16 protein-coding genes, 1 pseudogene and 1 other annotated feature are annotated in these 19,203 nt (G+C 34.8%); of the genes and pseudogenes, 13 read left to right on the forward strand and 4 right to left on the reverse strand.

Going from position 1 to position 19,203, the window contains the following annotated elements:
• Positions 1-37: 37 nt before the first annotated feature.
• Positions 38-1,678 (reverse strand): peptide ABC transporter substrate-binding protein, encoded by a 1,641-nt coding sequence (locus tag NHG49_RS09375; protein ID WP_064476449.1) that lies wholly within the window; start codon positions 1,676-1,678, stop codon positions 38-40.
• A gap of 245 nt (positions 1,679-1,923) precedes the next feature.
• Here NHG49_RS09375 and NHG49_RS09380 point away from each other — a divergent pair, with 245 nt between their 5' ends.
• The 4 genes and pseudogenes from NHG49_RS09380 to NHG49_RS09395 all read left to right on the forward strand — a co-directional run bounded on the left by NHG49_RS09380 (position 1,924) and on the right by NHG49_RS09395 (position 5,577).
• A complete protein-coding gene (locus NHG49_RS09380) occupies positions 1,924-3,135 on the forward strand; it encodes an MFS transporter (RefSeq protein ID WP_064476448.1) in 1,212 nt (403 codons plus the stop codon).
• Between the two features lie 10 nt (positions 3,136-3,145).
• Entirely contained in the window at positions 3,146-4,063 is a 918-nt protein-coding gene (cysK, locus tag NHG49_RS09385) for a cysteine synthase A (RefSeq protein WP_064476447.1), read from the forward strand.
• Between the two features lie 77 nt (positions 4,064-4,140).
• A pseudogene (locus tag NHG49_RS09390) lies at positions 4,141-4,653 on the forward strand (GNAT family N-acetyltransferase).
• Positions 4,654-4,752: 99 nt separating this feature from the next.
• Positions 4,753-5,577, forward strand: a complete 825-nt coding sequence (locus tag NHG49_RS09395) for a DUF4037 domain-containing protein (protein ID WP_064476446.1) — start codon at positions 4,753-4,755, stop codon at positions 5,575-5,577.
• Positions 5,578-5,615: 38 nt separating this feature from the next.
• Here the strand turns inward: NHG49_RS09395 and NHG49_RS09400 are convergent, their stop codons facing one another.
• The gene (locus NHG49_RS09400) at positions 5,616-7,250 is read right to left on the reverse strand and encodes a putative polysaccharide biosynthesis protein (protein ID WP_064476445.1); all 1,635 of its coding nucleotides are present in this window, start codon (positions 7,248-7,250) and stop codon (positions 5,616-5,618) included.
• Between the two features lie 221 nt (positions 7,251-7,471).
• Positions 7,472-7,694: a binding site (T-box leader), on the forward strand.
• 302 nt (positions 7,695-7,996) lie between these two features.
• Between NHG49_RS09400 and NHG49_RS09405 the strand changes: the two genes are divergently transcribed.
• The gene (locus tag NHG49_RS09405) at positions 7,997-9,334 is read left to right on the forward strand and encodes a sodium-dependent transporter (RefSeq protein ID WP_064476444.1); all 1,338 of its coding nucleotides are present in this window, start codon (positions 7,997-7,999) and stop codon (positions 9,332-9,334) included.
• A gap of 150 nt (positions 9,335-9,484) precedes the next feature.
• On the opposite strand, the gene NHG49_RS09410 is transcribed toward NHG49_RS09405, so the two are convergent.
• Positions 9,485-10,189 carry a polysaccharide deacetylase family protein gene (locus NHG49_RS09410; protein ID WP_064476443.1) on the reverse strand — a complete coding sequence of 235 codons (705 nt, stop codon included), beginning with the start codon at positions 10,187-10,189 and terminating at the stop codon, positions 9,485-9,487.
• A 328-nt stretch (positions 10,190-10,517) separates the two neighbouring features.
• Here NHG49_RS09410 and NHG49_RS09415 point away from each other — a divergent pair, with 328 nt between their 5' ends.
• The 5 genes from NHG49_RS09415 (at position 10,518) to NHG49_RS09435 (ending at position 13,845) form a co-directional block, all read left to right on the forward strand.
• The gene (locus NHG49_RS09415) at positions 10,518-10,781 is read left to right on the forward strand and encodes a CD3324 family protein (protein ID WP_064476442.1); all 264 of its coding nucleotides are present in this window, start codon (positions 10,518-10,520) and stop codon (positions 10,779-10,781) included.
• A 179-nt stretch (positions 10,782-10,960) separates the two neighbouring features.
• Complete coding sequence (locus tag NHG49_RS09420) at positions 10,961-11,647, forward strand: DUF421 domain-containing protein (protein WP_064476441.1); 687 nt, start codon at positions 10,961-10,963, stop codon at positions 11,645-11,647.
• Between the two features lie 110 nt (positions 11,648-11,757).
• Positions 11,758-12,399, forward strand: a complete 642-nt coding sequence (locus NHG49_RS09425) for a FusB/FusC family EF-G-binding protein (protein WP_000387068.1) — start codon at positions 11,758-11,760, stop codon at positions 12,397-12,399.
• A gap of 164 nt (positions 12,400-12,563) precedes the next feature.
• On the forward strand, positions 12,564-13,448 hold the full coding sequence (locus tag NHG49_RS09430) for an RCC1 domain-containing protein (protein ID WP_064476440.1): 885 nt from the start codon (positions 12,564-12,566) through the stop codon (positions 13,446-13,448).
• A 196-nt stretch (positions 13,449-13,644) separates the two neighbouring features.
• Positions 13,645-13,845: a hypothetical protein gene (locus NHG49_RS09435; protein WP_000913390.1), complete on the forward strand. Its 201-nt coding sequence runs from the start codon at positions 13,645-13,647 to the stop codon at positions 13,843-13,845.
• A 163-nt stretch (positions 13,846-14,008) separates the two neighbouring features.
• Here NHG49_RS09435 and msrA read toward each other — a convergent pair whose 3' ends face one another.
• Entirely contained in the window at positions 14,009-14,545 is a 537-nt protein-coding gene (msrA, locus tag NHG49_RS09440; RefSeq protein WP_064476439.1) for a peptide-methionine (S)-S-oxide reductase MsrA, read from the reverse strand.
• Positions 14,546-14,792: 247 nt separating this feature from the next.
• Here msrA and NHG49_RS09445 point away from each other — a divergent pair, with 247 nt between their 5' ends.
• From NHG49_RS09445 to NHG49_RS09455, 3 genes are read left to right on the forward strand one after another with little or no spacing between them, the layout of a single operon-like run.
• On the forward strand, positions 14,793-16,421 hold the full coding sequence (locus NHG49_RS09445; RefSeq protein WP_088048509.1) for a multicopper oxidase family protein: 1,629 nt from the start codon (positions 14,793-14,795) through the stop codon (positions 16,419-16,421).
• 16 nt (positions 16,422-16,437) lie between these two features.
• Complete coding sequence (locus NHG49_RS09450; RefSeq protein ID WP_088048510.1) at positions 16,438-17,682, forward strand: copper resistance CopC/CopD family protein; 1,245 nt, start codon at positions 16,438-16,440, stop codon at positions 17,680-17,682.
• Positions 17,683-17,709: 27 nt separating this feature from the next.
• Complete coding sequence (locus NHG49_RS09455; RefSeq protein WP_064476436.1) at positions 17,710-19,200, forward strand: sensor histidine kinase; 1,491 nt, start codon at positions 17,710-17,712, stop codon at positions 19,198-19,200.
• Positions 19,201-19,203 lie beyond the last annotated feature (3 nt).

Here is a 19,203-nt window from a genome sequence, read left to right on the forward strand (position 1 = left end):
AAAGGCGATCCTAATATATGTTAGGATCGCCTTTTTCTTATTCTGTAATAGAAGCCCACTTATAAGAATAAATTCCTGCAAATGGACGAATAACAACATCTTTTACTGTTGGACGTTCTAAATATACAAGTCCTGATTGGAAGATTGGAGCGATAGCTGCATCATCTTCCAGTAATATTTTCTCAGCATCTTGGAACGCTTTCCAACGTGCTGGTAAATCAGTTGCTAAAGTAGAGCTCGTTTTCTCAATTAATTCGTCGTATTGTTTGTTTGAATAGCTCATTTTATTAAATGGTCCATCTGTGACGAACATATTTAAAAATGTTGTAGGATCAGGATAATCTGGTCCCCATGTAGAAAGTGAAATTTCAAAATCACCATTTCCTTCACGATCTAAAAATGCTTTTACTGGAAGTGGCTGTAATGTGATTTTTAATCCAGGTAAGTTTTTCTCCAATTCACCTTTTAAAAACTCGCTAATTTTTTTATCGTTAGACTCATCAGTTGTTATGATTGAAAGAGAAGCGTTTTGTAAATTTGTTTCTTTTTTCGCCGTTTCCCATAGTGTTTTAGCTTCTTTCACATTTGTTTCTACTTTTACATTACTTGTACTGCGAAAATCTTTGTTATCAGGTCCTTTTACGAATCCTTTCGGAACGAATGCATTCGCAGGTATAGAACCATTATTTAAAATCGTTGTTGCGATTCCTTGTTTATCAAAAGCGAGCGAAATAGCTTTTCGAGCATTTTTGTTTGCTAATAAAGGATTCTTTTGGCTAAATCGGAAAAACGTCATAGAAGGACGTTCCATTTTCTTTAAGCTCGGATCTTTTTGATATTTATCAACAAACTCTGAATTAATCGTAATTCGGTCTACTTGTTTGCTTTCAAATAAATTAACGGCTGTGGAAGTATCTTTTACGATATTTACATTAATTTCATTTAACTTCACATTTTTATTATCCCAGTAGTTCGGGTTTTTTGTCATTTTATAACTTGTATCATGTTTCCATTCACTTAATTGGAACGGCCCGTTATAAACTACATTTGCAGCTTCAAGTCCGTAATTTTTCCCTTGTGCTACTACAACTTTTTGGTTTTGAGGATAAAATGTTGCAAATCCCATTAACCCTAAAAAGTATGGAACAGGGTGTTCTAACTGTACTTCAAGCGTTTTATTATCAATCGCTTTTACACCAAATGAATCAATTGGTAATTCTTTTTTATTTATTTTTTCTGCATTTTTAATATCGAACATAATATGTGCGTATTCAGAAGCAGTTTCTGGATTTATGGCACGTTTCCATGCATATTCAAAATCATGAGCAGTCACTGGATCACCATTTGACCATTTGGAGTCGTGTAATGTAAATGTATATGTTTTTCCATCTTCGCTCAGTTTGTATGATTCAGCTGCTGCAGGAACAGGTTTATTGTCAGGACCAGGCATATATAATCCTTCCATTACGTTGTTTAATGCAGCGTAAGAAAACCCATCAGTTGCGATAGATGAATCAAGTGTAGAAATTTCCCCAGCTTCTACAATGTTTAATACTTGTTTTGAAGATTCTTTTTTCTTTTCTCCGGTAGTTGTTGCCTCTTGTTTTTGACCACATGCTGTTAAAAGTATAGATAATGTGATTGAGAGTGCAACGATTCCTTTAGATTTTTTCTTCATAGTTGTCATCCCTTCCTTCATCTCTGTCCTAGTATAAAAGAAAATATAGAAAATTTCTATAAATAAATCCGATAAAACTTATAGAAAAAATATATTATTTCTATAAGTGATATTTCTGGAAAAAGAAATGAAACCAGTATAGAATATAAATGTTTCAAAAGTCAGAATTTATTGAGGTTAAAGTTTTACTTTATTACACTTGCTGTAATAAATATATATATTGTACAGGAAGGAGAAATACACGTATGCAGGCAGTTTCGCAAAAAAACACTGTTGAAACACCGACGATATATCGAATACTATTTGCAATTAGTTTCGGTCATTTTTTAAATGACTCGATGCAAGCAGTTGTGCCGGCATTGTTTCCTATTTTGGAAAAAACGATGAATTTATCCTATATGCAAGTAGGGTGGATTGCGTTTGCATTAAATATGACGTCATCGATTATGCAGCCGTTTTTTGGTATGTATTCGGATAAGAAGCCGTCACCATTTTTATTACCACTCGGTATGTTTTCGAGTATGCTTGGGATGATTGGACTTGGGTTTGCACCGAACTTTATTATTGTTATTATTTCTGTTTTATTTATCGGATTAGGTTCCGCAGTCTTTCATCCAGAAGGTGCTCGTGTTGCTTATATGGCAGCTGGTGCAAAACGGGGTTTAGCGCAAGCGATTTATCAAGTGGGAGGAAATACAGGGAATTCCCTAGCTCCTATTTTTACAGCGTTAATTTTCGTTCCGCTCGGCCAAATTGGTTCTTTAGGTTTTACAGCATTTGCAGCGGTAGGAATTGTATTATTAATTTTCGTATCAAATTGGTATAGGAATGAATTAGCAACTGGCGCTGTGAGAAGAAAAAAGAGGGCTGCGCTTGAGGCGGAAAATGCGATTGTAAGTACACATATTAAATTTGTTATTCTACTTCTTGTTTTTCTTACCTTTGTACGTTCTTGGTACGGTGCTGGTATCGGGAATTTTTATCAATTTTACTTAATTGAGCATTACGGTTTATCTATAAAAAATGCCCAGTATTTCGTATTCGCATTTATGATTGCCGGTGTATTAGGAACTTTCTTTGGTGGACCGTTAGCAGATCGATTTGGAAAGAAAACAATTATTGTATTTTCAATGCTAGGTTCGGCACCACTCGCCCTTTTATTACCTCACGTTTCGCTAGTGTGGGTTGTACCGCTATTTTTATGTATCGGTTTTATTAGTTCAAGTAGTTTTAGTGTAATTGTTGTTTATGCGCAAGAGCTTGTTCCTGGAAAAGTAGGGATGGTATCTGGATTAATTGTAGGGCTTGCGTTTGGACTAGGAGCTTTAGGATCTGTAGTACTTGGGAAATTGGCTGACATATATAGTCTACAATTCATTATGTTACTATGTAGTTGTCTGCCATTAATTGGACTTACTTCTTGGTTATTACCAAATGATAAGAAAACGATAGAATAGGGGATGCACTATGAAATTATGTGAAAATGTTACAGAATTAATAGGAGATACACCTGTCGTCCGATTATCTAAATTTATTCCAGAAGACGCAGCAGATGTGTATGTGAAACTAGAAATGTTTAATCCATCACGCAGTGTGAAGGACCGCGCTGCCTATAATTTACTGCACGTTGCAGAAGAGCATGGTCTCATCAAACCAGGAGATACAATTATTGAACCGACAAGCGGAAATACAGGAATAGGCTTAGCAATGAATGCAGCTGCGAAAGGGTATAAAGCGATTTTAATTATGCCAGACAATATGTCAAAAGAGCGTATAAATTTATTGAAAGCATACGGAGCAGAAGTAGTTTTAACACCGGCAGAACAAAGAATGCCAGGAGCAATTGCGAAGGCGTTAGAACTGCAAAAGCAAATACCAAATAGTTTTATTCCGCAACAATTTGAAAATCCAGCAAACCCGAATATTCATCGTTATACGACTGCACTTGAAATTTATGAACAAATGGATGGCGAGCTTGATGCATTCGTAGCAACGGCAGGAACTGGTGGAACTATTACAGGTACTGGGGAAACGTTAAAAGAGAAACTACCAAACTTATATATTGCAGTAGTAGAACCGAAAGGATCTCCCGTTTTATCAGGCGGTGTTCCAGGTCCTCATAAACTAGTAGGAACAAGTCCAGGGTTTATCCCGAAAAATTTAAATACAGAAGTGTATAACGAAATTATTCAAATTGCAGACGAAGAGGCTTTAACGACAATGAGAAACTTAGCAAGACAAGAGGGGTTATTAGTTGGACCATCTTCTGGAGCTTCTGTTTATGCAGCGATTATGATAGCAAAACGATTAGGCGCTGGTAAAAAAGTTTTATGTATTGCACCTGATACGGGAGAACGGTATTTAAGTATGGGATTATTTGAATAAAAATGATAGAAACCCCTTAATGGTGAAATAGCGCTATTAAGGGGTTTGTTGTAGGTAGTTAAGAGAGGGGAAGTACAATGAAACTATTAAAACCAACAAATGAACATAGTGAACAAATTATGGAGTATCGGGAAGCGTTTTTATATGCTGACGAACAACCACACGGCAGTAGTTCTTTACATAATTTTGATTCTCTCCATGAATAGTTTGAAAAAGTGAGTAAACAGGAACTGGGAGAAAACTTACTAGGTAATCGAGTACCATCTAGTCAATTTTTAAGTGTTGAAAAAGGGGAACTTATAGGTTTTGTGAATATTAGACAACGATTAAACGAAGAATTATTGCGGGAAAGTGGTCATATTGGATATAGTGTTCATCCGAATAAACGTCGCCAAGGTTACGCGACAAAACAATTGAAACTCGCATTATATGAAGCACGAAAGTTAGGGTTGCAGAAAGTGTTAATAACTTGCGATAAAACTAATATTGCTTCGGCTAAAACGATTCAAAAGGTTGGCGGTGTGTTAGAAAATGAAGTAGTTTCTTCTCATAGTGGGGAAATTGTTCAGCGTTATTGGATAGAAATATGATTTAGTGGAACAGTGAAAAGGAAATATAATGCGTCATATCGAAGTAGATAAATGAAAAAGTAAGAGTAAGAGTGTACTGCAATTTTAGGGGGAAATGAAGTGGTATTAAAAGAGAAAGCAATAGAAATGTCGGAGATTTATAGGAGAAATCCGAAGATTGAAGCTGTTATTTTAGCGGGTTCAGTAGCTAGAAAGTTAGAAGATGAACATTCAGATATAGAATTACATATTTTATGGTCAGCACCACCAGAGGACGAGGATCGTAAAGGGCCTATTAATCATATTGGTGGAACAATATTGTCATATCATCCTTACGAGGAAGAAGAATGGTCGGAAACATATTTGACAAAAGAGGGAATTAAATTAGAGATTAGTAACTTTTTAACTGAAACAGTAGAGAAAGTGATTTTAGGTGTGGTGGATCAATATGATATAAGTTATGAAAAACAATGTATTGTCTCATCCGTTCATGATGGTGTTAGTTTGTATGGAGAAGAGAAAGTACAGGAATTAAAAGATAAAGTGGTATCATATCCAGAAGACCTAGCGAAACGGATGATTTCAGAAAATCTTTGGTTAAGCAATCGCTGGCATAATCGCGAGGCTCTTTTAAAACGAAAAGATTGGCTTATGCTTTATGATGTTATTTGTGAAGTGCAAAGAAATATATTTGGGGTCTTATTTGGTCTAAACCGAATGTATGTGCATCATCCTGCATTTAAATGGATGCCGAATAATGTGGAACGAATGAGTATTAAGCCTGAAAATTTATATGAGCGTATGGAGAATACGTTAATAGGGAAACCGGAGTATAGTGTACAGGAGTTAGAGGTGTTAATCGAAGAGCTATTACATTTAGTAGAACAACATGCTCCAGAATTACATATTGTTGAACAACAAAAACATATTCAATATGCGAAGTAGAAAAGAAGGGATGTAACAATGCGTTACATCCCTTCTTTTTATTTGATTAATTTACCTAGTACGGGTAATCGCTGAATCCTATCACCGAGAATATGTGAAGCAAGTCCGCTTGTTAATACGAATAAAAGGTAAACAAGTCCTCCTGCGACGCCACAAATACATACAATAAGCAGTGATTCGATATAAGATTGTCCAGGAATTAACCATTTTAAAATTGCTTTTAATGCGATTACAACAGCAGACATTGCTGCGGAATAAATCGTAATAAGAAATACTGTTTTTGCTGTTTCGCCAATTTTAAATTTCGCAAACTTAACGATGCAGTACAACATAATAACATTGGAAACGAGGTATCCAAGAATTGTTCCCATTACAGCACCGTGTCCGCCAAATAAATGTAAGAGCGGTGTATTTACTAAAACTTTAACGAGAATACCGGCTGAGAATGCAATCATTGTTTTTCTTTGATAATCGATTCCTTGTAAAATAGCTGCTGAAACTGTGAAAATCGCACTTAATATAGCAGAAGGTGCAAATGAAATTAAATATTGTGATCCACCAAGTGCAATTTCAGGATTTACATAAACCATACGGAATGCATCGTGAGCGATGCTAGCAAGACCGAATGCAGCTGGGATAGTGAAGAATAACAAGACTTGAAATATCTTTGAAATTTGTTCTTGTAATTCTTCTAGTTTCCCGCTTGTATAAGATTTCGTTATAGCTGGAATAATCGTTAACGAGAATCCAGTTGCAAGTGAAGCTGGAATCATAATTAACTTTTGGGCATAGTTCGTTATATAAGCGAACACTGCATTCGCTGTTTCTAAAGGCTCGCCCATCGCTCTAAGGACATCAGCTACAGTATATTGATCTACTAACGTATAGAGCGGGATTGCAATACCGACAAATACAATTGGGATTGCATATCGAAGTAATTCCATATAAATATTTTTTAATGGAATATTTGATGCCCTTGACTTTAATTCTCCTTCGGGAGGCTTTAATCTATTATATTTTTTCCAGTACAACGTTAAAATTGAAACGCTGGCAATCGCTCCGATAACAGCGCCAAACGTAGCAACTGCAACAGAAGAAGCTACGGAACCCCCTAATAGTTTTGAGACGATAAAACTACCAACTAAAATGAAAACAACGCGTGCAATTTGTTCTACGACTTGAGAAACGGCACTTGGTTTCATATGTTGAAAACCTTGGAAATAGCCACGTGTAACACTCATAGCTGGTACGATAATAAGTGCGAAACTTAATGCTCGCATCGTAAGTGTTACATCGGCGATAAATTGTGGATCTGGCGTTTTCGAGCGAATAATAAATTGTGATATGTATGGTGCCCCAATAAATAAAATTAAAAATCCTAAAAAGCCCATAAACAGCATTAATTTTACACTAGAGTTGTATAATTTTTTGCTTGTACTATAATCACCGAGCGCATTATGCTTTGCAACAAATTTGGAAACGGCAATAGGAATACCAGCTGTTGAGAAGCTTAATAAAATACCGTACCAAGAGTATGCATATCCATATAAAGCGACCCCTTGTGTTCCGACTAATAGTTGAAAAGGGAAGAAGTATATAAAACCTAATATACGTGAAATCATTGTTGCACCACTTAATAAAGCAGTACCTTTTAAAACTTTTGAAGTAGACAAAATTCTTTCCTCCTACTCGTGCTGTCTTGCATTTATCGTATACTACTATAAACCTGTTAGAGAAGTTAATATAGTATGGAACATAAATATTCTAATATTATTCATTTAAAAGTCATATTTTACATTTTTTAAATAGAATGTAATACATAAAAATTCAAAATATAAGTTGACACTATTTTTAATGTGTGATAAAAATGATAGTAATCAATTCGGAAAATAATATTTGGGCAATGAAAGGGTATAGTAGTGAATATCTCCCTATTTCAGAGAGCTGATGGTTGGTGTGAATCAGTATATAGATTATTCATGAAGTTCGTCCTGGAGCATCTTTCATAAATCTCATATTTTGAGGAAATGAAAGACGGTAGTTTATACCGTTATCAAATAAAGTGGTGAAGATTGTTTCACAACTAGGGTGGTACCGCGATATTTATCGTCCCTACGTATTTACGTAGGGACGTTTTTTATTTAGGTCCTAACTTTGTTGTGGCTTCATAACTAGGGTGGTACCGCGATAATTTATCGTCCCTACGTATTTGCGTAGGGGCGTTTTTTATTTAGGTCCTAACTTTGTTGTATCTTCATAACTAGGGTGGTACCGCGATATTTTTGTCGTCCCTACGTATTTACGTAGGGGCGTTTTTTTATGATTAGGGAGGAAGTGAACGTATTAGAAAAGAGTATTGATAGAACAATATAAATACTGAACTGAAACAAAGAAAAAGAGACAGAGAGGAGATTAACAAATGAATTCACAGCAATGGACATCAAAATTAGGTTTCGTATTAGCTGCAGCAGGTTCAGCAATTGGTCTAGGGGCGATTTGGAAATTCCCATATATGGCCGGCATCGGAGGAGGCGGGGCGTTCTTCCTTATTTTCATCGGTTTCACATTATTAATTGGTTTACCGCTATTATTAGCTGAATTCGTTATCGGAAGAAGTACACAAAAAGAGGCTGTTGATGCGTATAGAGAAATTGCACCAAAAACACGATGGCCGTGGTTAGGGAAATTAGGGATTGTAACTTGTTTCATATTACTTTCTTTCTACAGTGTTGTAGGAGGCTGGATTTTATTATACTTATGGAATGCAATTACAGGTAGACTATGGGAAGGGAATGGGGCATACGAAGCTACGTTTGGTGAAATCATTTCCAATCCGTATTTAGCAGTTGGATCACAGCTATTATTCATCCTTATTACTATTTTCATCGTAAGTAAAGGTGTACAAAATGGTGTTGAAAAAGTAAATAAATATTTCATGCCAGCATTATTCGTTTTATTCTTTGTATTAATCGTTCGTGCCCTTACATTAGACGGCGCAGGAGAAGGCGTTCGTTTCTTCTTACAACCTGATTTCTCACATGTAACATCAGAAGTTATTTTATATGCGATGGGTCAATCATTCTTCTCATTATCGGTCGGTGTAGCAGTAATGGTAACATATAGTTCATACTTACCGAAGGAAGAAAGTTTACCGCGTTCAGCATTTTCTATCGTAGCTTTAACATTAGTAATTACATTACTTGCAGGACTTGCAATTTTCCCAGTAGTGTTCGCATTTGGTATGGAACCATCTCAAGGACCGGGGCTATTATTTATCGTATTACCAGCTATTTTCAGTAAAATGGCATTCGGAAAATTATTCTTCATCGTTTTCTTATTACTATTCTTCTTTGCTACTATTACATCAGCAATTTCAATGTTAGAAATTAGCGTTGCATCTTTAACTGCAAAAGGTAAAGGGAAACGTGAAAAAATGGCTTTAATTGTAGGATTATTAATCTTCATTGTTGGAGTACCATCAGCATTATCATTTGGTATATTAAGTGATCTGAAGATTTTCGGAAAGACAATCTTTGATTTAGCGGACTATGCAGTGAGTAACGTACTAATGCCACTTGGTGTTTTATTAGTTTCCATCTTTGTTCCTTTAAAAATGAAGAAAGATGTATTAATGAAAGAGCTTGGTGTAAGTAAAAATAAAGGCTATAAACTGTTCGTATTATGGTTATTCTTACTTCGCTTTATCGCACCAATTGCGATTATTATCGTATTCTTAAATGTACTTGGCATTATTTAAAAAGAAAGGTAGCGTATCGCTCTATGATACGCTACCTTTTTATCCCGTATTAACGGGAAGTAAGACCCCCGCCTCAAAACTCAGCGAAAGTGAAGAATTTAGGTGGAGGATCAACTGCCCGTAAAAGCCCCCACTGATTAAAGTTTTACTTTATTTTGCTCTTTTTTGCAGTTCGTTTACTGTTACGAACTGATAGCCCTTCTTAGATAAAGAGTCTAAAATACCTTCAATGGTCTGTAAATTTTCATTAGCCCCATCATACATAGAGTGTAATAAAATGATAGAACCTGGTTTTACATTTTTATTAACATATTCAATTTTATCGGACGCAGATTTATAAAAAGTATCAGGTTCAAGGTCCCATATGATTGTTTCGATATTATTTTTATTTAAATAATAGGGCAGACCAATTAGCTTTTTACCGTTAGGTGGTCTAAAATCAATTTCGCCTGTATATCCTGTTTGGCGGATTAATGCATTCGTTTTTTCTATTTCTTCTTTAATAAAAGAAGGTGTTTTAAAAACCATTCTGTTATGAGAGTATGTATGGTTTCCAATTTGGTGTCCAGATTGTACGATATTTTCTCCTAACGATAAGTTTTTCTCTAGTTCATTTCCGATTAAAAAGAAAGTAGCTTTTGCATTGTATGTATCTAGTAGCGGTAATATTTGTTTTACATTGTTCGTAGGGCCATCATCAAAAGTTAAAGCAATCACTTTTTCATTTGTTTCTACTCGGTTTGTTAAATCTCCAAACAATTGAAAACTTCTTGCGTTCATCAATTTGTATGTTCCGAACAATGCTACAGTAATAATGAATAATGTAACGATTGTAATGATTATTTTCTTTTTCATAAAGTAACCTCACTATATTTTTGGATTGGACTAAAAAGTATTATATCAAACTAAGTAATTTCATGCTTTAAAAAGGATGTGGATGCAAGGGGAAGGGATTTATCATATAATAAAATGCAAAAGGTATATTAGGAGGTGTTTATATGGCGATTACAATTCAATTGCCGGACACTGCAGCGTCTCATGCAAAGCCAAGTATGGAAATGGCGATACTTTGCGTGAGGTAGAAAAGTAATATACAATCGCCTAAAATGAGCTTGTATCATTTTTTTATATTTGGCTTTGCACCTTATTGAAATGAACCATAAAAAATAAGGGGCGAGCAGAAATGAAATACGTTAAAGCTGCGACGGTTTTACCAGAAAGTTTAATTACTGAAATTCAAAAGTATATACAAGGTGAAACAATTTACATTCCAAAACAAGAAACGAAACATTATAAATGGGGTACACGATCTGGAGGAAGAAAACAATTAGATGAAAGAAATAAAACAATTAAAGAAGCGTTTAAAAGTGGAGTTTCCATTCATCAACTTGCAGAGGAGCATTTTCTTTCCGGAGAAACGATTAAAAAGATTGTGTATTCTAAATGAAAATAAAAGAGTCTAGTTCAATTATAAAATTGAACTAGACTCTTTTTTTCTTTGTATATATTGGATATATTGGTTTTAAATAGGAATGATAATAGTAAAAGTGAATCGTGATTGTACGGCATAGAAATGTGAATAGGAATAAAAATGTTATATTTCATATGACAGAAAGGTGACTACATATGAATCATTTAGGACAAATAACGATAGAACTGTTTGTTGGTTTTTTTGTTCTATTGGTTGCGACTAAAATATTAGGGAAAACACAAATATCTCAGTTAACGCCATTTGATTTTATTTCTGCCATTGTTCTTGGGGAATTAGTCGGAAATACGATATATGACCCTGAAGTGAGAGTATGGTCTATTTTATATGCGGTACTTGTATGGACAGTGTTAATTTACGCAATAGAAGTGATAACACAAAAATTTAGGGGGACAAGAAGGTTTTTTGAAGGATACCCTTCTATTATCATTCGAAATGGACGTATTGACAGAGAGCAATTAAAATCGAATCATTTGGATATTAACCAATTACAACAAATGCTAAGACAACAAAAAGATATATTTTCAATCCGAGAAGTTGAGTATATGATTTTGGAACCAAATGGAAACATAAGTGTATTGAAAAAAAGTAAATATGAATCTCCCACTATAAATGATTTAAGTTTAAAACATAAGCCTGTTTACTTACCTATTTCATTAATTAGTGATGGGAAAGTAGTGAAAGATAATTTGAGGGAAGCAGGTTTTGATGAAGGATGGCTTTATAAACAAATAAAGCAAAAAGGGATTACTAAATTTGAAGATGTATTATATGCAGAATGGAAAACAGATGATGGCTTCTTTTGTCAAGAAATGAAGCAGTAGAACATAATTGATGTATGTAATATTCGTTTCTAAGTTATCTTTTACATATCAAAAAGCTGAATCTATGTATACAATAACACTAGATAAACAATTTGTATGGAGTGATAAAGATGGAAGCTTTTATTAGAAGTGATCAATACAATTTTATAAAGTCACAAGCTTATATTTTAGCAAACGGGCATGCAACGGCAAATGATAGAGGTGTAATTCAAGCGTTAAAATCACTAGCGATTGAAAAGATAATACATGTATTTGAGAATTTAACGGATGAACAAAAAGAGTTAATTGATACGGTATTAACAGTTCAAAATAGAGAAGATGCAGAATCGTTTTTAATGAAAATAAATCCGTATGTAATTCCATTTCAGGAAGTTACAGCGCAAACATTAAAAAAATTATTTCCTAAAGCGAAAAAATTAAAACTTCCTGATATGGAAGAACTGGACATGAAAGAATTATCTTATTTAAGCTGGATTGATAAAGGGTCAAGCAGGAAATTTATTATAGCGAAAAATGATAAAAATAAGTTTGTTGGTCTGCAAGGAACGTTCCAAAGTTTAAATAAAAAGAGTATTTGTTCATTATGTCATGGACATGAAGAAGTAGGGATGTTTTTAGTTGAAATTAAAGGTGATGTACAAGGAACTTTCGTTAAAAAGGGAAACTATATTTGTAAAGATGGTGTAGCTTGTAATCAGAATATGAAATCTCTTGATAAATTGAACGATTTTATCGAACGATTGAAGAAATAAAGAAAAAACCTCTAGTATTTAAACTGGAGGTTTTTATTTTTTGAAGAAGTAGTAATAGGCTTCTTTTATAGCTGTAAATTTATAAAAAAAGTCGGGTCATTTATAATGAAATTAGATAAAAATATCTATTTGGATACAGTTGCTTATATGCAAGGAGGTAAAACATGAATTACGAAGAGATATTAAAAGTGAAACGGTGGCCTAAAGGTACGATAGCGGCAGGTCGTGGTCATACAGTTGCTCTTAAATCGGATGGCACAGTTGTGGCAGTGGGGCGAAATAAAGAAGGAGAATGCAATGTAAGCCGTTGGTGTGATATTGAAGCAGTCGCAGCGGGCAATGTTCATATGGCGACGAACACGGGTAATGCTCATACAATCGCTCTGAAAAGTGATAATACTGTGGAAGCGGTGGGGTGGAATAAGCATGATCAATGTGATGTAAACGAATGGCATAATATTGTATCGGTTGCGGCGGGATGGCGTCGTACCATTGGACTTAAACCGGATGGCACGGTAATAGCGGTGGGGCGAAATAAAGAAGGAGAATGTAATATAAGTAGCTGGAGAAATATTGTGGCGGTCACGGCGGGTGATTGGCATACAGTCGGTCTTAAATTGGACGGCGCAGTGACGGCAGTGGGGAATAATCGATATGGCCAATGCAATGTAAGTGAATGGCGTGGAATGGTGGAGTTGGCCGCAGGTTACCTTCATACTGTTGGTTTGAAAACGGATGGAAAAGTGATGGCGGTGGGTAATAATAAACTTGGTCAATGCGATGTAGGCAGCTGGAGAGATATTATGGTAATAGCAGCTGGTACGAATCATACAATCGGACTTAAATCAGACGGTACCGTGGTGGCAGTAGGCTGGAATGAGTATGGTCAATGTAATGTAAGTGATTGGCGCGATATTGTAGCGGTAGCAGCTGGTTGTGCGCATACGGTCGGTCTTAAATTAGATGGCACGGTGGTAGCAGTAGGTGATAATACATACGGTCAATGCGATGTAGGTAGTTGGCGCAACATTCGATTGCCTGGCAAATAGTTAATGTACAACAAATCATTAGTAATATTATTCTATTTTAGGAGTAATTATGGAATAGAACATGTACATAAGAGTCCCTTTTCAAAAGGGGGTCTTATTCTTTTCCGTAAAATGAAGGTCTAAATGGAGTTTTTAAACAAATCTTATTTCAAAGCTACAGTAGAAGAGATAAATAAGACATAGGAGAGCTGAAGAAATGCTTAAAAAGTTTTTGCTTTCTTTACCGGATGTTTTACTTGTATGCGTTGTTCTCTACATAACATACACAACTACTTTTAGTTTTGGACAGACATTAGTAATTTCAATTGCAATCGGAATCATTGGTGGTCTTGTTATAAGAATTTGTACGGATGTATTCACGTATATAAGATGGACAATTAAACAGAGGAAATCTTGAATATGTTGTATTGCTATTAGGAGGGAATGAAATGACTAAGAAGAAGAGTAGAGTGAAAAATGAAATCGCACTTTGGACATTGACAGCGGTTGTTCTCATCATTGCATGGTACTTTTTTCAAAGATAAAAATGCATCGTACTTAAAAGGTACGATGCATTTTTATTATTTTTTTTGCCAATTTTCTTTTATAAAGTCTTCACGGCCAGATTCTTTTTGCTCAGTAGCATATTTTTCTGGGTTCTTTTTATAGAAATGTTGATGGTATTCTTCAGCCTCATAAAAAGGTGCAGCCGGGCGAATTTCAGTTATGATTGGCTCTTTAAACATACCGCTTTCTGCAAGAGCTTGTTTTGATTTTTCAGCAAGCTCTTTTTGCGTTTCATTATGATAAAAAATAGCAGTGCGATAAGAGGGACCACGGTCAAAGAATTGTCCGCCATCATCAGTTGGATCGATTTGTGGCCAATATAAATCTAGTAATTTTTCATATGGAAAAATAGAAGGATCGAATGTAATTTGTACAACTTCTAAATGACCAGATGTACCAGCTTTTACTTGTTCATATGTTGGGTTTTCTACATGACCACCTGCATAGCCAGAAAGTACTTTATGAATACCAGGAAGTTCATCAAATGGCTTTACCATGCACCAAAAGCAACCGCCTGCGAAGGTTGCGAGTTCGTATGTTTTTTCGGACATTGTTGTAATCCTCCTAAATATATATGTTTTATATAGTATTATACAATCTTTTTTATTACGCAATAAAAAAGATTTAGAAGTAAAGAAAAATTGAAATATATTTCTTTATAAAGTCTTTAAAATTCCTTCAAAGTTTCTTTTTTTCTGAGTGTTATGATGTAAATCGAAGTGAATATGTGAGGTGATAGGCAATGAATCCACGTATGAAAATTAATAGTTTACAACAAAAAATGAAAGAGAGACTAATATGAAAAAGGAATTTATACAAAGCGATTTAAGAAATATATTGATTGCGGCATGCTTACTATTAGGGTTAGTTATTTTTGGATATTTTTTAATAAATAATTACCCAGGTACAAATGAAAAAAAGAAGTTAACAGATGCAACATCTACTTCAGAATCAATTACATCTATTGCTAATTCAGATGCCAAAAAAAGGGTTACAAAAACTTTTAATATTACGGCGAAAGTAGCAAGTTTAGATTTGGGAGATGGGAAAAAGGTAGATGCATGGACCTTTGATGGAACATCACCGGGTACTCAAATTCGAGTTAAACAAGGTGAACGTATTGTTGTAAATTTGAAAAATGAATTGCCAGAACCGGTTACAATCCATTGGCATGGATTAGATGTTCCTGCGGCGGTAGACGGTGTTCCAGGTGTTACGCAAAATGCTATAAAACCAGGTGAAACATATACATACGCATTTAATGCTAATCAGGTAGGGACATATTGGTATCATTCACATCAAAAAAGTGCAATACAAACGGAACGGGGACTATTTGGAACCATTGTTATTGAACCGAATAAACCAGCTGTAAAATATGAAAAGGATTATACAGTGGCGATCCATGAATGGAAAACAGGAGCCATAAAAACCGGTAAGCATAATGGCGAACAAGATAAAGATTGGGATAGCTATCCTAGCAATCATATTCGAAATGAAAAGGCGCAAACTTTAGAAGGACCGTTAATGATGCCAAGTAATGATCAACTCAAAGATTTATCTGATGGAGATGATTACGATGTATTTACATTAAATGATACAAGTGAGGGACTACGATTGGATGCAAAACCAGGTGAAACAGTACGCCTTCGCTTAATTAATGCTGGGAATAATACGCATTTAATGACATTAGTTGGGGCGCCATTTCAAATTATCGCATTAGATGGTCGTGATATAAAAGGTGGGGACGAGCTAGATAAAGCAATTCTTCCGTTGGGAGCTGCACAACGTTATGACCTTGTTTTTAAAATGCCGGAAACAACGAGTGTAAAACTTATTAATGTGGATCCATCTAAGAAAATGAATCGAATGTTAACGGCGACTATTGGGAACGGTTCTTTGCCGAAAAAACCTATTGATATAAAGAGTTATCCATGGTTTGACTTTACGAAATATGGAGAAAAAGAAGTTGGCAAGTTTACGATAGATTCAAAGTTTACAAAGGTCTATGATATGGATTTGGCAGAAGGTGTGAAAGATGTAAATGGACAAGAAAAATGGGTGTATACGATTAATGGAAAGACATCACCTGATATTCCACCCATTAAAGTAGAGAAAGGAGATAAAGTTAAGATTCGCTTTAAAAATAAGGGAGAAGAAATTCATCCAATGCATTTGCATGGACATACATTCCAGGTTATTTCTAAAAATGGTAAACCAATGGAGGGAAGTCCGATTTACTTAGATACAGTTAATGTTTTTCCGGGAGAAGAATATGAAATTGCTTTAGAGGCAAATAATAGTGGACTATGGATGGTTCATTGTCATCATCTCGTTCATGCGGAAAAAGGAATGCATACGATGATGAATTATGAGGGGGTAACTACTCCATTTTCTACCGGAGATCACTCAGGTAATCATCCAGAATAATAATACGGAGGTTTTCATGCTTTATAGAATGATAGTATTTATTTTAACAAGTGTAAGTATATTTTTATTTTCTCATAGTAGTGTATTTGCTCATACAAGTGTTGTAGGAGCCACCCCTAAAGAGGGGGAGGTTCTTACAGTACAACCGGAACAGATTATTCTTGAATTTAGTGAACCAGTTACAGGAAATGTAGTTAATATTGAACTGCTAGATCCAAGTGCAAAGAGAGTGCAAGTATCAAAGGTTGAAATATTAGATAACCCCAAAAAAATAAAAGTGAAATTACCAAGCTTAAATAATGGTACTTACACAGTAAGGTGGTCTATGATTTCTGCAGACGGACATCCGAGTGAGGGAGGCTATCCCTTTTCAATTGGAGAAGAATTACAAACTAATGTAGTGGTAGAGGGAAATGCGAGTGGGAGTGGCTCAGTATTTTCAGATGTTATGATAGTAACACTACGCTATATTGTAGAGGGAATGATTTTAATTGGAGCAGGAGTAAAGTGGATCGATATGTTTGTAAAACGTTATAGATTACCTTCCATATTGCAAAGAATGAAGAATATGAAAAAGATTTTCTTCTCTATACTTGTAGTAGGATTAATAGCCGAATTAATAGTATATAAGTCAGTTATTCCGAAGGGAAGTTTACTTATTCATTCGCCATTTTCAGTTATTATTATGATTCAACTGCTATTATTAGTTCTTATGTCTTTACAGCATATGGGGAACGAATGGTATGCGCTAGTTTGGGGATTTCTTGTTGCGAGTTTTTCTTTCACAGGTCATGTATGGATTACGAATCCAAATTGGGCAGCAGTTATAATTAGAATGGTCCACGTTATGAGTATTGCAGTGTGGCTAGGAGCACTTATTTATTTAGCTCTTGTTATAGCGTGGACAACATTATACAAAATTACATTTGATCAAAAGCGTTTCCGTAAACATTTTAGTATTATTGCTGGTATTTCATTTATTCTAGCATTTCTTTCTGGGGAATTAATTGTGTTTTTACAGACGAGGAATTGGGTACTTTTTAATTTTAATTCAATATGGACGAACCTTTTAAATATAAAGATTCTTACTGTATGTATAATTACAATTGTAGCATGGAGACAAACGAAAACATGGGGTAACGATATTGGAACAGTTAATCGCCGTTTATTGCTCTTAGAAATTGTTCTAGCTATACTCGTATTATTAGCTGGTATTTGGATGAGTCAAGTTTCGTTTCCGGTGAATTCTGTAACAAGCTAAAATTATAATGTTCATAGGAGTTCTGTAATGTCAATCCGTATTAGATTGCTGTTGTCGTATGTTGCGATGGTAATTATTCCAATCGTTTTTTGCGGTATAGCAGTTATTTTAATTAGTGTTACTTTATTTGGTGATATTCGTATTGCAAAAGCAATCATTGGTCTTAATCAAAATAGTCATTCTCTCATTGATAAAGAGCAGGAGGGAGCTATTCGTACAAAAGAAGATGAAGATGATATTTTTAGTAGGTTGAAAATTCTTTCATCGTATGCTCCAGATAAATTGGAGGATATAAATTTTTTAAAGGAAACTGATAAAGAATTAAACGATAATCAAGCAGGATTACTAATTCGAAAAAATGATGAGCTTACATATTCATCCCCATATTTTAAAATCTCTTCGTTTGATAAATACCTACCCGCATTTGAAACGGAAGGACAAAGAAAGGGAATGGATGTGAAAATAGAGGGTAATTCTTTTTACTATAAGCAATTTGATTACTACGATGAAGAGAAGGATAAGGTTAGTATTTTTGTATTTGAGTATGTAAATCCTTTAGAAGAAATGATTAGAGAATTTTTCCCGTATTTCGTATTCTCTTTAATACTTGGGTTAATTATTACGAATGGAATATTAACATATTTTATATCACGGAGTATTATTAAACCATTGCATTCATTAAAGCAGGCAACGGAAAGAATTCAAAAGGGTGATTTAGATTTTCAAGTAAAGCCACTTGCGAAAGATGAAATAGGTGAATTAAGTTTATCGTTTGAAGAGATGCGTGGCAGGTTGAAGGAATCGGTCGAGTTGCAAATGCAATATGAAAAAAATCGTAAAGAGTTGCTTTCAAATATTTCTCATGATTTACGGACGCCAATTACGGCTATTAAAGGTTATGTACAAGGAATTAAAGAGGGTATCGCTCGAACTCCAGAACAATTAGATAAATATTTAACGATTATTTATCATAAAGTGTTTGATATGGATCAATTAATTGACGAGCTTTTTCTCTTTTCAAAACTTGATTTAAAAGAGGAACCGTTTCAATTTGAAGAGGTTGAAATTAATCAATACTTATCTGATTGTATAGAAGAACTACAGCTTGAATTACAAGATAAGGGAATTGCAGTGAGATGGGATGCTCAAAAGGATACTTCTATTTTGGTAAAAGGTGATCGTGAAAAATTACGACGCGTTATTACAAATATCATTTGGAATAGTGTGAAGTATATGGATAAAGAAGAGGGCTATATAGGAATTCGCATGACTGAATCTATTGATTATGTAACGATTTACATAAAAGATAATGGGGTAGGAATAGAAGAGAAGGCGTTGCCTCATATATTTGAAAGGTTTTATCGTGCAGATTATTCTAGAAATTCTAAAACAGGTGGAAGCGGACTTGGTTTGTCAATTGCACATCAGATTATCACACAACATGGTGGTGATATTTGGGTAGAAAGCAAAAAAGGTAAAGGAACGACGCTGGCATTTACATTACAAAAAATCAATTAGAAA

Origin of the sequence: Bacillus sp. IBL03825 (assembly GCF_024712505.1) — a bacterium.
GTDB lineage: Bacteria > Bacillota > Bacilli > Bacillales > Bacillaceae_G > Bacillus_A > Bacillus_A wiedmannii.

Coding starts and splice junctions, on each gene's coding strand:
- NHG49_RS09375 (WP_064476449.1), bottom strand. CDS start 1,678: ATGAAGAAAAAATCTAAAGGAATCGTTGCACTCTCAATCACATTATCT.
- NHG49_RS09380 (WP_064476448.1), top strand. CDS start 1,924: ATGCAGGCAGTTTCGCAAAAAAACACTGTTGAAACACCGACGATATAT.
- cysK (WP_064476447.1), top strand. CDS start 3,146: ATGAAATTATGTGAAAATGTTACAGAATTAATAGGAGATACACCTGTC.
- NHG49_RS09405 (WP_064476444.1), top strand. CDS start 7,997: ATGAATTCACAGCAATGGACATCAAAATTAGGTTTCGTATTAGCTGCA.
- NHG49_RS09410 (WP_064476443.1), bottom strand. CDS start 10,189: ATGAAAAAGAAAATAATCATTACAATCGTTACATTATTCATTATTACT.
- NHG49_RS09415 (WP_064476442.1), top strand. CDS start 10,518: ATGAAATACGTTAAAGCTGCGACGGTTTTACCAGAAAGTTTAATTACT.
- NHG49_RS09420 (WP_064476441.1), top strand. CDS start 10,961: ATGAATCATTTAGGACAAATAACGATAGAACTGTTTGTTGGTTTTTTT.
- NHG49_RS09425 (WP_000387068.1), top strand. CDS start 11,758: ATGGAAGCTTTTATTAGAAGTGATCAATACAATTTTATAAAGTCACAA.
- NHG49_RS09430 (WP_064476440.1), top strand. CDS start 12,564: ATGAATTACGAAGAGATATTAAAAGTGAAACGGTGGCCTAAAGGTACG.
- NHG49_RS09435 (WP_000913390.1), top strand. CDS start 13,645: ATGCTTAAAAAGTTTTTGCTTTCTTTACCGGATGTTTTACTTGTATGC.
- msrA (WP_064476439.1), bottom strand. CDS start 14,545: ATGTCCGAAAAAACATACGAACTCGCAACCTTCGCAGGCGGTTGCTTT.
- NHG49_RS09445 (WP_088048509.1), top strand. CDS start 14,793: ATGAAAAAGGAATTTATACAAAGCGATTTAAGAAATATATTGATTGCG.
- NHG49_RS09450 (WP_088048510.1), top strand. CDS start 16,438: ATGCTTTATAGAATGATAGTATTTATTTTAACAAGTGTAAGTATATTT.
- NHG49_RS09455 (WP_064476436.1), top strand. CDS start 17,710: ATGTCAATCCGTATTAGATTGCTGTTGTCGTATGTTGCGATGGTAATT.